Source organism: Citrobacter sp. 506, assembly GCF_050434985.1.
GTDB classification, from domain to species: Bacteria; Pseudomonadota; Gammaproteobacteria; order Enterobacterales; family Enterobacteriaceae; genus Citrobacter; species Citrobacter braakii.
In genome coordinates, this window is record NZ_JBNDJN010000002.1 from 232,370 (window position 1) to 246,486 (window position 14,117).

Below are 14,117 nucleotides of genomic sequence, written 5' to 3' on the forward strand. Positions count from 1 at the left end.
CATGTTTGAAGCAGCACCGATCAAAAAAGTCTCGGTGGTCATTCCCGTTTTTAATGAACAGGAAAGTTTGCCGGAGTTAATCAGACGCACCAGCGCTGCCTGCGAAAAATTGGGCAAAGACTATGAAATTCTGCTAATTGATGACGGCAGCAGCGACCATTCCGCACAGCTGATGATGGACGCTTCCCAGGCACCGAACAGCCACATTGTTTCTATTTTATTGAATCGCAATTACGGGCAACACTCGGCGATTATGGCCGGTTTCAGTCATGTCACCGGCGACGTGATCATCACACTGGATGCCGATTTGCAAAACCCGCCAGAGGAGATCCCACGGCTGGTCGCCACCGCAGATGAAGGCTTCGATGTGGTCGGCACGGTACGTCAGAACCGTCAGGACAGCGTATTTCGTAAGACCGCATCGCGAATGATTAACCATCTGATTCAGCGCACTACCGGTAAAGCGATGGGCGACTACGGTTGCATGTTACGCGCTTATCGCCGCCACATCGTCGATGCCATGCTGCATTGCCAGGAGCGCAGTACCTTTATCCCGATTCTGGCCAACATTTTTGCCCGGCGCGCTACGGAAATCCCGGTACACCATGCAGAGCGAGAATTTGGTGACTCCAAATACAGCTTTATGCGTCTGATCAACCTGATGTATGACCTGGTGACCTGTCTGACCACAACGCCACTTCGTATGTTGAGCCTGTTGGGCAGCGTAATCGCCGCCACTGGCTTTACCTTGTCTATCCTGCTTGTGGTTCTGCGTCTGACGCTCGGTCCACAGTGGGCCGCGGAAGGGGTATTCATGCTGTTTGCCGTCCTGTTTACCTTTATCGGCGCACAATTTATTGGCATGGGTTTACTCGGCGAATATATCGGTCGCATCTATAACGATGTCCGCGCCCGCCCCCGCTATTTTGTTCAACACGTTATCCGCCCACAAACCACGCAGCCAACCGAGGAAAACCGCGCATGAAAGCCATCGTATTTGCCTATCACGATATGGGATGTCAGGGTGTCCAGGCTTTGTTGGATGCCGGTTATGAAATCGCTGCCATTTTTACGCACACTGATAATCCGGGCGAAAAAGCATTTTTTGGATCGGTTTCCCGCCTTGCCGCCAGCGCCGGAATTCCGGTTTACGCCCCGGACGAGGTCAATCATCCCTTGTGGATTGAACGCATTAGCCAACTGGCGCCGGATGTTATCTTCTCGTTCTACTATCGTCATTTACTGAGCGATGAGATCCTCAGTCTTGCGCCTGCGGGGGCTTTTAATCTGCACGGTTCGTTGCTGCCGAAATACCGTGGTCGCGCGCCGCTGAACTGGGTATTGATCAATGGCGAAACCGAAACCGGCGTCACGCTTCACCGCATGGTCAAACGCGCGGATGCTGGCGCCATTATTGCCCAGCAGCGCGTCGCTATTTCGCCGGATGACGTGGCGTTAACGCTGCACCATAAATTGTGCCAGGCTGCGCGTCACCTGCTGGAACAGGCACTGCCCGCGATTAAAACCGGGGATTATGCAGAACGCCCCCAACAGGAAGCAGATGCTACCAGTTTTGGTCGCCGTACACCGGAAGATAGCTTCCTCGACTGGAACACACCTGCCGCGGAGTTGCATAACCAGGTCCGCGCCGTTAGCGATCCGTGGCCGGGCGCATATAGCTATGTCGGCACACAAAAGTTCACCGTCTGGTCATCGCGCGTTTGCGTAAATAACTCAGCGGCCCAACCGGGTACCGTCATCTCCGTTTCTCCTTTGCTGATCGCCTGTGGCGATGGCACCCTGGAAATTATTACCGGACAAGCTGGCGATGGTATTGCAATGCAAGGGTCACAACTGGCGCAGGTTTTGGGCCTGGTACCAGGTTCTCGCCTGAACAGCCAGTCGGTTGCCACCAGCAAATGCCGTACCCGTGTGCTGATCCTCGGCGTTAATGGCTTCATTGGTAACCATCTGACCGAACGCCTGCTGCAAGAAGATCATTACGAAGTGTATGGGCTCGATATTGGCAGTGACGCCATTGGACGTTTTCTGCAGCATCCGCGATTCCACTTCGTCGAAGGCGACATCAGCATTCACTCCGAATGGATTGAATACCATGTTAAAAAATGCGACGTAGTGCTGCCGCTGGTGGCGATCGCAACGCCAATCGAATATACCCGCAACCCGCTGCGCGTATTTGAGCTCGATTTTGAAGAGAACCTGAAAATCATTCGCTACTGCGTGAAATACCGTAAGCGCATCATTTTCCCGTCAACGTCCGAAGTCTACGGCATGTGTACCGACAAAGTCTTCGATGAGGACAGCTCGAATCTGATCGTCGGTCCGGTGAATAAACCACGCTGGATCTACTCCGTTTCCAAGCAGTTGTTGGACCGCGTAATCTGGGCGTACGGCGAAAAAGAGGGATTGCGCTTCACCCTGTTCCGCCCGTTTAACTGGATGGGGCCGCGTCTGGACAGCCTTAACGCCGCGCGTATCGGCAGCTCACGCGCCATTACCCAACTGATCCTCAATCTGGTGGAAGGTTCACCGATTAAGCTGATTGAAGGCGGCAAGCAAAAACGCTGCTTTACCGACATTCGGGATGGTATCGAAGCCCTGTACCGCATCATTGAAAACGAAGGCGGACGCTGCGACGGTGAGATTATCAACATCGGTAATCCGCAGAACGAAGCGAGTATTCAGGAACTGGCAGAAATGCTGCTTACCTGCTTTGAAAAACATCCATTGCGTAACCACTTCCCGCCGTTTGCTGGTTTCCGTGACGTCGAAAGCAGCAGCTACTATGGTAAAGGTTATCAAGACGTTGAACATCGTAAGCCCAACATCCGCAATGCGAAACGCTGCCTGAACTGGGAGCCCACCATTGAGATGCAGGAAACGGTAGAAGAGACGCTGGACTTCTTCTTACGCAGTGTGAATATCACGGAACACACATCATGACCCAAGTCGGCTTGCGCATAGATGTCGATACTTTCAGGGGGACGCGCGAAGGCGTCCCCCGCCTGCTGGAGACATTGAACCGACATAACGTGCGGGCAAGTTTTTTCTTTAGCGTTGGACCGGACAACATGGGACGCCACCTCTGGCGTCTTGTGAAACCACAATTTCTGTGGAAGATGCTGCGCTCAAACGCCGCATCACTTTACGGATGGGATATATTGCTGGCGGGAACCGCCTGGCCGGGAAAAGAGATCGGCCAGGCCAACGCGGCGATCATTGCGCAAACCGCCCTGCTTCATGAAACCGGTCTGCATGCCTGGGATCACCATGCCTGGCAGGCGCGAAGCGGAAACTGGAATGACAAACAGCTGATTGATGATATTTCACGAGGCATCACGGCCCTTGAAACTCTTATCGGACAACCCGTCACTTGTTCTGCCGTTGCCGGATGGCGTGCCGACGATCGCGTCGTCCACGCCAAAGAAACGTTCCATCTGCGTTATAACAGCGACTGTCGGGGAACGTCGTTATTCCGTCCGGTGCTGACGTCCGGGAAAACAGGTACGCCGCAAATTCCCGTCACGCTACCCACCTGGGATGAAGTGGTTGGTCAGGAAGTCCAGGCGGTGGACTTCAACGCTTACATTCTCTCCCACATCCAGATGAGCAGAGGAACACCGGTGTATACCATTCATGCGGAAGTTGAAGGCATCGCCTTTCAGCAGAATTTTGACGAGCTGCTTACTCGCGCCGAAGACATGGGGATAACATTTTGCCCGCTCGGCGACCTGTTACCGGACGATGTCAGTTCGCTGCCAACAGGGCAGATCGTGCGTGGCAAAATACCCGGCAGAGAGGGATGGGTCGGCCGCCAACAACCGGTGAGTATGGCAAGATGAAATCTACTGTCCGCTACACCCTGGCATTTATCGCTTTTATTGCGCTGTATTTTATTCTCCCCATCAACAGTCGCCTGCTGTGGCAGCCTGATGAAACGCGCTATGCCGAAATCAGTCGGGAAATGCTGACCTCTGGCGACGGGATCGTTCCGCACTTTTTAGGGCTGCGATATTTTGAAAAACCGATTGCCGGATACTGGTTAAACAGCATCGGGCAATGGCTGTTTGGCACCAATAATTTCGGCGTCAGAGCAGGAGCCATCTTTGCCACTTTGCTGACGGCGCTAATGGTAGCCTGGCTAGCCATGCGGTTGTGGCGGGATAAGCGCACCGCCGTACTCTCTTCGGTTATCTTTTTAACGTTTTTTTCGGTTTACAGCATCGGCACCTACGCGGTACTTGATCCCATCATTGCGCTCTGGCTAATGGCGGGCATGTGCTGCTTTTGGGAGGGGATGCAAGCCACCAGCAGAACGCGCAAAATTACCGCCTTTCTGCTGTTAGGGTTAACCTGCGGCATGGGCGTGATGACCAAGGGTTTCCTGGCACTCGCCGTTCCTGTGCTCAGCGTACTGCCGTGGGTTTTCGTACAAAAGCGCTGGAAAGATCTCATTATCTACGGTCTGCTGGCAGTAGTCGGTTGCATCGTGACTGTGCTGCCTTGGGGAATAGCGATTGCCCGGCGTGAGCCGGATTTCTGGCATTACTTCTTCTGGGTCGAGCATATTCAACGCTTCGCGCAGGAGGATGCCCAACATAAGGCCCCCGTCTGGTACTACATTCCGGTATTGGTGGCTGGCGCATTACCGTGGCTCGGGCTGCTCCCCGGCGCGCTGCGTACGGGCTGGCGTGAACGGGATGTTCCGCGCAGCGCACTGTACCTGTTAAGCTGGATTATCATGCCAATCCTGTTTTTCAGCATCGCGAAAGGAAAACTGCCGACCTATATTCTTTCCTGCTTCGCGCCGCTGGCAATATTGACGGCGCGTTTCGGCCTGCAGGCCGCGCAAAAAGGCGCAACCGCGCTGCGCGTGAATGGCTGGATCAACGTTCTGTTCGGTGTAACCGGCATTGTCGCCACGTTTATTGTTTCTACACTGGGTCCATTAAAGACGCCGGTCTGGTCGCATATCGAAACGTATAAAGTGTTTTGTGCGTGGGGCATTTTTATCATCTGGACGCTCTTTGGCTGGTATACGCTAAATAACCGCGAGAAGAACTGGACGTTCGCAGCGCTGTGTCCATTAGGACTGGCACTGTTGTTTGGCTTCTCCATTCCTGACCGGGTGATGGAATCTAAACAGCCACAATTTTTTGTCGAGATGACCAAAGAGTCGCTGGAGTCGAGCCGTTATATTCTCACCGACAGCGTTGGCGTCGCCGCGGGGCTGGCCTGGAGCCTGAAGCGTGACGACATCATAATGTACGGACAAACGGGCGAGTTAAAATATGGCCTTAACTACCCGGATGCCCAGGGGCGTTTTGTCGGTCGGGGGAACTTTGCCGAGTGGTTAGCGCAACATCGTCAGCAAGGAAACATTACGCTCGTGCTCACAATTGATAAGGATGAAGATATTAATCGACTTGCTATCCCTCCCGCTGACTATATCGATAATCAGGGGCGTCTGGTCCTGATTCAGTATCGGCCGAAATGATCTGGATAGCCTTAGTTCTCGCCAGCCTGCTCAGCGTCTGCGGTCAGTTATGTCAGAAGCAGGCGTCGCGACCCGTTCCCGTTCGAGCGCGAAAACGCCACATTACGCTATGGATTGGGCTTGCTCTGGCAAGTCTCGGTCTGGCCATGCTGCTATGGCTGGCGGTGCTGCAGAACATTCCGGTCGGCATCGCCTACCCCATGCTGAGTCTTAATTTTGTATGGGTGACTCTGGCTGCCTGGAAAATCTGGCGCGAACCCGTCACCCCGCGCCACTGGCTGGGAGTGGGGTTAATCATCACCGGCATCTTTATTCTTGGGAGCGCGGTGTAATGGGCATCTTTTGGGGATTATGCAGCGTTATTATCACTTCAGCCGCCCAGTTGAGTCTTGGCTTTGCGATGGATAATCTGCCGCCAATGCTGCAGCCGCAGCAATTCATTTCCGCAGTATTCTCTCTTAGCGTCGGCGCATTTGCTTTGTATGCCGGACTGGCAGGGTATTTACTGTCGGTGATTTGCTGGCATAAAGCGCTGCACCAGCTCGCACTGAGCAAAGCGTATGCCCTGCTCAGCCTGAGCTATGTACTGGTGTGGGTTGCATCAATGATCCTGCCCGGCTGGCAGGGAATATTTTCAGCGAAAGCGCTCGCCGGAGTGCTGTGCATCATGGCAGGGCTACTGACGATTTTTTTACATTCACACCAGCGCCAACCCTGAGATTATTTATCTTCAGACAGTCGTAACAGGCGTTCCCATTCCTCGCACGTGTACTGTCTGGCATCAATTATTTTGATTAACCGTGAGGTATCGCGATTAATGCAATACAGTGCATCTTTCAGCGGTGAAAGGAGGTCTCCTGGCTTAACCCACTCGGAAGAGTGCGCCTCAGCCAGCATTTTTAGCGAACCGCCGCCATCACAAAGTACGATATAGAGCCTGCCTGCTTTTTTGTGACAGCAAGACTTCTTCACATGCCATTCCATAGCGCACCTTTTGTTAAAAAATTTCACAACAGGTTACACATTAGCAGATAAACAAAATGACAATAGCGACTCAATAGCGAAAGTGAGAAATGTAATTACTGTTTGCTTAATTTTAAGAATGAAGCACTTACCCAATCTGACAGCGCACGACGAGAGATTTTAATCCCTCCGGATTTTAGTTCGGGTGGCAATGTCAGCCAGCATACCGGTTGCTGAAAGCGGGCCAGCTTATCTTTCACCCACTCTGCCAGATTGGTGTCACCCGCATTGGTGTCATACTCAACGACCGCCACCGGGCGATGACCAAACTCTTTGTCTTCTATCGGCACAATGAAGGCTTGCAGAACATGCGGATGCGCAGCAATCACGCGTTCCACCTCTTCCGGCTGTATGCCTTCCCCGCCGCTAAAGAACAGATTGTCCATCCGACCGACAATGGTTAACTTGCCGTCCTTCAACACCCCGCGATCGCGGGTGGCAAACCAGCCTTCCGCGTTTACTAAAGGAATCAGCTGCCCGTTACGCCAGTAACCTTGCGCCATGCTGGCGGCACGCAGCCAGACTTCACCATCAACGATTCTGACTTCTCTGCCTGCCAGGGGCGACCCCACATCCGCCAGGCCATCCGCTTCTTTCGCACAGACCGTAGAAGCAAACTCCGTTAAACCGTAACCGCACCAGCAGCGAATCCTTTGCTCGCGCGCCTGTTCCGTCAATTCAACAGGAATTGCCGCGCCACCCAGGAGCACTGCTTTGAGCGTTACCGCCGTTTTGTTGACCAGCAGGCGCCACAACTGCGTGGGCACCAGCGAAGCATGAGTGCATCCAGCCAGCATTTGTTCCAATGGTTGCTTGTCGCGCACGGTCATTCGTGCCCCGGCAAACAACCAACGCCACAAAATACCCTGGCCGGAAACATGAAACAGCGGCAGCGAGAGCAGCCAATCATCTTCAGCGTCAAACGGCATTAATGACAGCACGCCCTGCGCGCTTGCCAGATGAGCCTGACAGGTATGCACCGCCGCCTTTGGCAATCCGGTAGAACCTGAGGTTAACGTCATCGTGCTCAAACGCTGGGGTAACCACGCGGCGGCATGCTTGCCTGGTACTGCCTGCATCTGCAACGGATGGAGTCCCGCGAGAACATTAGCTGCCTCAAGATCCAGCGCAAAACGCAGCGTTAAGCCCGGGACCAGCGCGTCAAGCAGCGATTGAGGCAGCTGTGGGTTCACAGGTAAAACCCGCGCCCCACATTGCAGCAATGCCAGCCAGGCCAGCAAAGCACGTGGATGATTCCAGGCGCGAAGCAGGACGCCATCGCCCTCTTCCACGCCCTGAGCGGCAAAACCGCTGGCCAGATGGTCAACGCGCGTGCAGAGCTCGCTCCAGCTTAATACTTCATCGTTGAGGCGTAGAGCAGGCACCTCTGCACGAACCTGTCGCCAGTGACGCCACGGCCAGTCATCGGGTTGTACCAGGCCCGATATGCTTACGCTATCGGGCATTTCCCGCTGGGTCATAGCAGGCGTTCCAGCGCATCAACATCGATACACGGCAATGCGCTACCCGGCCAGGTGCGTACCTGCTGGCACTGCATCAGGCTCAGGGTATCCAGCCCCGGAATGGTCTGCGGCGTCAGCCAGGCGGCAATTCGCGCCAGTTGGGTTAAGCCCAGGCTCGACTCGATCGACGAACTAATAACAGCGGTGAGACCAAGCGCATGCGCCCCTGCCACCTGTTCGCGCACTTTATCGAGACTGCCCGTCAGCGTAGGTTTGATAACCACTGCCTTGACGCCCTCTTCGGCTTCGAAGAGGAAATCCGCTTCACGCAGGCTTTCATCCCAGGCAATGGCAATGCCGGTTTCACGCGCAAAAGCACGAGAGTCATCGCGGGTTTTGCATGGCTCTTCGAGAAAAGCAATGCGCCCGCGGTACTCTGGATTAACGTACTTCGCGAACTGCTGGGCTTTCAACGGCGTCCAGGCTCGGTTGGCGTCAAGTCGCAAATGCAGCTCCGGGATAGCCTCAAGCAGCAGGTTGGCGACCATACCGTCGCGAACCGCTTCATACAGTCCGACCTTGATCTTCGCTACTTTTTCACCCGGCATGTCCGCCAGTTGCAGTACCAGATCATCAGGATCGCCCGTACACAGCGGTGCTGCACGGTAGTCTGCGTCTTCTGGCAATACGCCAGCCAGTTCGGCCAGTGCACAGCTTGCGCCAAAGGCGACCGAAGGCAGCTGCGGTAAGGAAGAATCTCCCTGTAACCAGCCATTGACCCATGCCAGCAGCTCGGTTTGCGCCTCTTCCCAGCTCTCCTGACTGAAGCCCGGCAGTGGGGAGATCTCTCCCCACCCTTCGCGCTCGCCGTCACAAAGGCGAACGTACAGCCCGTCACGCGTTTTTAACCGCCTGTCGCGCAGAATCACCCCCGCGTCCATGGGGATCTGCCAGCGGTATACCTGCGCGCTACGCATTACGGATTCCGTTTAAATTTGCTGAAATCCGGCTGACGTTTCTGGTTAAAGGCGTTACGGCCTTCCTGACCTTCTTCCGTCATGTAGAACAGCATGGTGGCGTTACCCGCCAGCTCTTGCAGACCAGCCTGACCATCGCAGTCGGCGTTCAGTGCAGCTTTCAGGCAGCGCAACGCCATCGGGCTGTTTTGCAGCATTTCACGACACCAGCGTACGGTCTCTTTTTCCAGATCGGCCAGCGGAACCACGGTGTTTACCAGGCCCATATCCAGCGCTTGCTTCGCATCGTACTGACGGCACAGGAACCAGATTTCACGCGCTTTTTTCTGACCGACAATACGCGCCATGTAAGAGGCACCCCAGCCGCCATCGAAGGAACCAACTTTCGGACCGGTCTGGCCGAAGATGGCGTTTTCAGCCGCAATGGTCAGGTCACACATCATGTGCAGCACATGGCCGCCACCGATGGAAAAGCCTGCAACCATCGCCACTACCGGCTTCGGACAGGTACGAATCTGGCGCTGGAAGTCCAGTACGTTCAGGTGATGCACACCGGAATCATCCTGGTATCCGCCGTAGTCACCGCGCACTTTCTGATCGCCACCTGCGCAGAACGCTTTGTCGCCAGCACCGGTCAGAATAATCACGCCAATGTTGTCATCATAGCGAGCATCCGCCAGCGCCTGGATCATCTCTTTCACGGTGACCGGACGGAAGGCATTGCGTACCTGCGGACGATTAATGGTGATTTTTGCGATACCGTCGGTGGATTTCTCGTAGAGAATGTCGGTGTAGCCTTCAGAGCAATCGTGCCATTCTACCGGTGCGTAAAGCATTGTTTCATCAGGATAGATCATAAAATGTCCTATAGTCAGCGATGCAGAATCTGAGCCAGACAGTCCACCACGCCAGCGGGATTGTCCCGATGCGCGTTGTGTCCGGCATTACGAATCACATGGCTTGGTACGGATATTTCCGCCGCCAGAGCGCGGAATTTATCGTCACGTTCACCACATAAATAATAAAACGGAAATGTGCGCGTAGTGAGTTGCGCACGTAAATCAGGTTGTACGGCTAGCGAGGTGGCCTCCAGCATCGCTGCCAGCGTATGCCCGTTATTCTGGCTACGCAGTGCGACCAGCGCTTCTCTTTGCGCCGCATTCAGCGAGGAAAAAACCGGCTGTTGATACCAGTCAATAAACACCTCGCACAACGGCTCAGCGCGAAAACGCGCAGCCCAGCGACCATCAGAGAGGCGACGCTGAACGCGCGCCTCCTCACTTTGCAAGCCTGGATGTCCACCTTCAACCACCAGACCGCACAGTCCTGGCATCTCCTGACAAGCCGCCATCATCGCGACTCTGCCGCCAAGAGAGTAACCTACCAACCAGTATTTAAGTATGTTGTAACTAAGCAGCGTGTTACGCAGCAAAGCGCTTACGTCGTCGAATCCGCTCACGCTGATGTCAGCGGAGCCACCGTGTCCCGGCAGGTCGATATACAGCCGCGAATAATTCTTAAACGCTTCGCCAACCGTCTGCCATCCCCGACAATCACCGGAAAAACCGTGCAGGAAAACCAGCCAGGGAAATCCCGTCTGGCCCACTTTCGCCTGCGCGTGCAGGATCATAGATGGCTTACCTGCGCCAGCAGTTGCTGCAGGGTTTGCGCCCCATCAGTTTCGTTTACTACCAGCTCAATCACCGTTGCCGCCGGAGTACGCCAGGCGTTAGTCAGCGCGCTCTCCAGTTGCTCCCAATTTTCCGGGCGCTGGTATTTAAGGTTAAACATGGCGGCAGCATGCTCAAAATGCACGTTCTGCGGCATCAGGTAGAACCGTTCGCGTTCGCTTGCTGGCGTCGGCAACAGGGAAAAAATTTGCCCGCCGTTATTATTGACCACTATCAGGACAAACGGCGCGGAAACCTGGCGCAATAACGCCAGCGCATTGAGGTCATACAGCGCAGATAAATCGCCGACGATAGCCAGCGTCGATTTCGCGCTGGCGCGCTGTACGCCAGCTGCCGTTGACAGCAGGCCGTCAATGCCGCTCGCGCCACGGTTGCTATAGACCGGGTAACCCGCCGGAAGCTGCGACAGCGCATCAATCAGGCGCACCACCAGACTGTTGCCCACGAACAGTTGCCCCTGCTCCGGCAAGTATTCGCGGATACGGTGGGCTAATTGCGCTTCACCAAACGCGTCGCGACGGGCTTCTACCGCCTGCCAGGCCAGTTGCGCCAGGCGTGGGATCTCTACGCACCAGGGCTGACGTTTCTCCGCCGGATGCAGCTCCAACCAGTCGCCAACCGTCGCTACCAGTCTGCGCCCACGATGGTGAGCCGGATCGAGGCGGCCTTCGATATTATCGACAATCCAGTATTCCTGCGGATCACAGCTGGCCTGCCATTGCAGGAGCCGTTTTCCGGTCAGGCTACTGCCAAGCTGCACCACAATCTGCGCCTGCTGTAATTCAGTGACCGCTTTCGCATTCCCCAGCCACAGGTCGGCGCACGGCAAAGGTTGTCCGGTTTGTGACAGAACATCGCCAATCAGCGGCCAGCCTAGCATCTGCGCCCACTGCGCAACCTTTTTGCCCTCTTCCGCGCTCATGCGGCCTGCAACAACAACGCCGCGTTTTTGTCGCCAGAAAAACCAGTCACGCTGTTTGTCGCTTTCCAGCCGACGCGACTCACGCAGCCAGGGTTTATCATCCTGCCACCAGTCGCCAAGGCGCTGCTGCCAGTCAATCCCCGTTTCGTCCATGTCGCCATACAGCGGTTCTGCAAATGGGCAATTGATATGAACCGCCCCGCTATGCAGCGCAGCTAAGGCGTTATCAATGGTGGATACCAGCCAACTAGCCGGAATGTTCTGAGTCGGGCGCGGTAAAGAGAGCGTTTGCGATGGATGCGAGGCAAACATTCCGGCCTGACGAATCGCCTGGTTAGCGCCGCAGTCGATAAGCTCTGGAGGTCTGTCAGCCGTGAGTAGAATCAGCTTTTCACCGGTCAGGCCCGCTTCAATCAACGCGGGATACAAATTTGCCACCGCCGTACCGGACGTCACAATCACAGCGACAGGCTGCCGGCTGACTTTTGCCAGACCTAAGGCCAGATGCCCAAGGCCACGCTCATCAAAATGAGTATGGTGAATAAAAGCGGGGTTTTCCGCAGCCGCCAGAGTCAACGGTGTAGAACGAGAGCCAGGGGCAATGCAGACATGCCTGACGCCGTGGCGAGTGAGTGCTTCCAGAATGACCGCCGCCCAGCGTCGGTTAAATGCGCTTACTGACATGAGATTGTCCGGTATCAATATTGCGACACAGTATAAAGAATCGAATAAATGGATTTTTGATATGAGTCGGTAATATACAACTCATTACCCTTCCATCTGTAATAAAGTGCGCAGTCCTGCCGCTTTATTGTCTATTTCTTGCCATTCCTGTTCAGGATCTGAACCACGCACGATCCCTGCCCCGGCATACAGGCGTACCACATTTTCACTAATTTTCGCCGACCGTAATGACACGCAAAACTCGCTTTGGCGCAGAGCAAGGTAACCCGCAGAACCGGCATACCACTCGCGTTCAAACGGTTCATTATGTTGGATAAATTCACGCGCCAGCTCACGCGGAATACCTGCGACTGCCGCCGTGGGCTGGAGCTGCATCAGACAAAGCGTATCATCAGCCTGATTCAGTTCCGTCCAGATACAGCGGCGCAGGTGCTGCACTTTGCGCAGTCTGAGCACCTGCGGCGGCAGCACATCAAGAGTTTGCGTACAGCCTTGCAGACGCTGGCAAATATCTTCGACCACCAGCATATTCTCGCGCTGGTTTTTATCATCTTTCATTAGCCATTCCCCCAACTGCCAGGCCCGATGATCCTCAGGGTGGTTGGCAACGGTTCCCGCCAGCGCCTCGGTGCGCAGCGCCGTGTCACGCCGCCGATACAAACGTTCAGGGGAAGAACCAAGAAACGCACACTTTGCGGAGAACGCCATAAAGAAATGGTAGCAGTTCAGGTTTAGACGACGACTGGAAGCCATCACGGCCGCGGCGTTAACCGACTGAGAAAACTGTAAATCGGTCGCCCGCGCCAGCACGACCTTATCGAGCTGTTCCCCATTGATCGTTTGCGTGGCGAGCTTTATCAGGTCTATCCAGCCAGTTTTATCCGGCCAGTTCTGTTCTCCCGTCAAACGCAGACGCAATGCGGGCAGCGGCTTTACGTTAGCGAGCGATGAGATAAACGCCACCGCCTGCGCGGCGTCTTCACGCAGCGACACGTCGCTAAAGAGATGTAAGCGTAAGCTCGCCACCCCGGCGCAACGTCGCCACTCCAGCCGTGGCAATAACAAATGGCCGCGCTGAGGCTCAAAGGCATTCAGGCCCCAGATACGCAGGTCAGGATTATCATCATGCTGGTGTAAAAAATGCTGGGCTAATTCGAGCGAGGAAAATGTGGCAACAGCGCCCAGTACGGCGGCTTCTTCATCGCCATTACGCTGTTGCCAGTAAAACTGGGGCCAGACAGGTTGACTGGCCAGCCATCCTAAAGCGTCAAACGCATCATTCAGTGGGAAAGGGATATCGTAAATACGAATTCCAGGTGCTGCTGGTATCTCTTGCGACAAATGACGCATCAGACTTTCCAGCGCAGTAGTGATTGAATGCACGCGGACCTCTCCCTGTTAAAAACCTCACATTATACGGGGTACTGAGCAGAAAAAGCAGTACCCCCAGTTAGGGAGTACGTACAAATGCGCTGACGGAATGGAATTTATCGCCGTGCTAACAATAATCCCATCACTAAACCGACCGTGGCACCAACGCCGATTCCGCGCCAGGGTTTTTCATGCACATAATCATCCGCCCGGCAAACGGCTTTCTTCGCGCGGTAATAGTAGCTGTCAGAGGCGTGGCTGACGCGATTTCTCACCTCTTCTAACGCCCGCTCTGCCCGCGCTTTTAACTCAAGGTATTTTTGATCGGCTGGATCGCCGGAAGAACGCAGCACCTCCTCCAGCGTTTCACTCAATAATTCCAGATCGTCATCGATACGTGATTCATAAGAATGAAAAGACATTTTATTCTCCCTTTCTATTGACGTACCCGCTAACTATAGACAATCA

14 protein-coding genes are annotated in these 14,117 nt (G+C 54.8%); 6 read left to right on the plus strand and 8 right to left on the minus strand.

Annotated features, from left to right (window positions below; genetic code table 11):
• The first annotated feature begins 1 nt into the window (after window position 1).
• From arnC to arnF, 6 genes are read left to right on the plus strand one after another with little or no spacing between them, the layout of a single operon-like run.
• Complete coding sequence (arnC, locus tag ABIE10_RS11125) at window positions 2-985, plus strand: undecaprenyl-phosphate 4-deoxy-4-formamido-L-arabinose transferase (RefSeq protein ID WP_049281478.1); 984 nt, start codon at window positions 2-4, stop codon at window positions 983-985.
• On the plus strand, window positions 982-2,964 hold the full coding sequence (arnA, locus tag ABIE10_RS11130; RefSeq protein WP_429155695.1) for a bifunctional UDP-4-amino-4-deoxy-L-arabinose formyltransferase/UDP-glucuronic acid oxidase ArnA: 1,983 nt from the start codon (window positions 982-984) through the stop codon (window positions 2,962-2,964). Before arnC ends, arnA begins: the two co-directional genes overlap by 4 nt.
• Complete coding sequence (gene arnD, locus ABIE10_RS11135) at window positions 2,961-3,863, plus strand: 4-deoxy-4-formamido-L-arabinose-phosphoundecaprenol deformylase (protein WP_429155697.1); 903 nt, start codon at window positions 2,961-2,963, stop codon at window positions 3,861-3,863. Before arnA ends, arnD begins: the two co-directional genes overlap by 4 nt.
• Window positions 3,860-5,518: a lipid IV(A) 4-amino-4-deoxy-L-arabinosyltransferase gene (gene arnT, locus ABIE10_RS11140; RefSeq protein ID WP_429155701.1), complete on the plus strand. Its 1,659-nt coding sequence runs from the start codon at window positions 3,860-3,862 to the stop codon at window positions 5,516-5,518. Before arnD ends, arnT begins: the two co-directional genes overlap by 4 nt.
• Window positions 5,515-5,850 carry a 4-amino-4-deoxy-L-arabinose-phosphoundecaprenol flippase subunit ArnE gene (gene arnE, locus ABIE10_RS11145; protein WP_016153819.1) on the plus strand — a complete coding sequence of 112 codons (336 nt, stop codon included), beginning with the start codon at window positions 5,515-5,517 and terminating at the stop codon, window positions 5,848-5,850. Before arnT ends, arnE begins: the two co-directional genes overlap by 4 nt.
• Window positions 5,850-6,236, plus strand: a complete 387-nt coding sequence (gene arnF / locus ABIE10_RS11150) for a 4-amino-4-deoxy-L-arabinose-phosphoundecaprenol flippase subunit ArnF (RefSeq protein WP_429155705.1) — start codon at window positions 5,850-5,852, stop codon at window positions 6,234-6,236. The genes arnE and arnF overlap by 1 nt, the downstream gene beginning before the upstream one ends.
• A gap of 2 nt (window positions 6,237-6,238) precedes the next feature.
• Here arnF and pmrD read toward each other — a convergent pair whose 3' ends face one another.
• The 8 genes from pmrD to elaB all read right to left on the minus strand — a co-directional run bounded on the left by pmrD (window position 6,239) and on the right by elaB (window position 14,071).
• Window positions 6,239-6,502 (minus strand): signal transduction protein PmrD, encoded by a 264-nt coding sequence (pmrD, locus tag ABIE10_RS11155; RefSeq protein WP_047416297.1) that lies wholly within the window; start codon window positions 6,500-6,502, stop codon window positions 6,239-6,241.
• 95 nt (window positions 6,503-6,597) lie between these two features.
• Window positions 6,598-8,022 carry an o-succinylbenzoate--CoA ligase gene (gene menE, locus ABIE10_RS11160; RefSeq protein WP_286455423.1) on the minus strand — a complete coding sequence of 475 codons (1,425 nt, stop codon included), beginning with the start codon at window positions 8,020-8,022 and terminating at the stop codon, window positions 6,598-6,600.
• Window positions 8,019-8,981: an o-succinylbenzoate synthase gene (gene menC, locus ABIE10_RS11165; protein ID WP_279263968.1), complete on the minus strand. Its 963-nt coding sequence runs from the start codon at window positions 8,979-8,981 to the stop codon at window positions 8,019-8,021. The genes menE and menC overlap by 4 nt, the downstream gene beginning before the upstream one ends.
• Window positions 8,981-9,838, minus strand: a complete 858-nt coding sequence (gene menB, locus ABIE10_RS11170; protein WP_003027671.1) for a 1,4-dihydroxy-2-naphthoyl-CoA synthase — start codon at window positions 9,836-9,838, stop codon at window positions 8,981-8,983. The genes menC and menB overlap by 1 nt, the downstream gene beginning before the upstream one ends.
• A 14-nt stretch (window positions 9,839-9,852) precedes the next feature.
• On the minus strand, window positions 9,853-10,611 hold the full coding sequence (gene menH, locus ABIE10_RS11175; RefSeq protein ID WP_429155711.1) for a 2-succinyl-6-hydroxy-2,4-cyclohexadiene-1-carboxylate synthase: 759 nt from the start codon (window positions 10,609-10,611) through the stop codon (window positions 9,853-9,855).
• Complete coding sequence (gene menD / locus ABIE10_RS11180; protein WP_016157038.1) at window positions 10,608-12,278, minus strand: 2-succinyl-5-enolpyruvyl-6-hydroxy-3-cyclohexene-1-carboxylic-acid synthase; 1,671 nt, start codon at window positions 12,276-12,278, stop codon at window positions 10,608-10,610. Before menD ends, menH begins: the two co-directional genes overlap by 4 nt.
• Window positions 12,279-12,362: 84 nt before the next feature.
• Window positions 12,363-13,661, minus strand: a complete 1,299-nt coding sequence (gene menF, locus ABIE10_RS11185) for an isochorismate synthase MenF (protein ID WP_429155714.1) — start codon at window positions 13,659-13,661, stop codon at window positions 12,363-12,365.
• A 104-nt stretch (window positions 13,662-13,765) separates the two neighbouring features.
• Entirely contained in the window at window positions 13,766-14,071 is a 306-nt protein-coding gene (gene elaB, locus ABIE10_RS11190; RefSeq protein WP_003027683.1) for a stress response protein ElaB, read from the minus strand.
• Between the last annotated feature and the right edge of the window lie 46 nt (window positions 14,072-14,117).